We start from the raw sequence: 696 nt of genomic DNA, 5'->3' as shown, positions 1-696 counted from the left end.
AGTTCGGCCAGTGCGTCCACAAGGTCACCCGGCATCCGAGCCGCCCCGAGCGGCTGTACCTGCAGAATCACGGCGGGGTCTACCGGTCCGACGACGAGGGCGGTTCGTGGACGTCGATCGGCGACGCGCTGCCCAGCGACTTCGGGTTCCCGATCGTGGTCCATCCGCACCGTCCCGACACGATCTGGGTGTTCCCGCTCGGCGGGGGCGAGCGTCGCTACCCGCCCGACGCCCACGCCCGCGTGTGGCGTTCCGACGACGCGGGTGAGTCCTGGTCGTCGTACGACGAAGGGTTGCCGGACGACTTCTACGTCGGCGTGATGCGCGACGCGATGTGCGTGGACAGCCACGATCCGGCGGGCCTGTACTTCGGTGCCCGCAACGGCTCGGTCTGGGCGTCCTCGGACGACGGTGAGTCGTGGACCGAGATCGCCGCAAACCTGCCGGACGTGATGACCGTCAAGGTCGGCGTGGCCTAGGTTCGCCCCATGCCTGCCTTCTCCCAGACGCACGAGACCACGATCGCTGCGCCGCCGGCCACCGTGCACGCGCTCATCGCCGACTTCCACGAGTGGATCAAGTGGTCCCCGTGGGAGGGCCTCGACCCGGACCTCAAGCGCACCTACGAGGGCGAGGGCGTCGGCGCCCGCTACACCTGGGCCGGGAACAAGAAGGCCGGCGAGGGCGCGATGACCT

1 protein-coding gene and 1 pseudogene are annotated in these 696 nt (G+C 69.7%); both read left to right on the top strand.

From position 1 onward, the window contains the following. Positions 1-479 (top strand): WD40/YVTN/BNR-like repeat-containing protein (locus ACOADB_RS24045; protein WP_378604737.1); only part of this gene is annotated, 479 nt, incomplete at its 5' end. 9 nt (positions 480-488) lie between these two features. Further along, positions 489-696: pseudogene (locus tag ACOADB_RS24040) on the top strand (transcriptional regulator); the annotation flags it as partial.

This window comes from Nocardioides sp. CPCC 206348, from assembly GCF_048654705.1.
Lineage (GTDB): Bacteria > Actinomycetota > Actinomycetes > Propionibacteriales > Nocardioidaceae > Nocardioides.
Note: the sequence above shows the minus strand (reverse complement) of the source record. Positions and strands in the feature narration are given on the sequence as shown.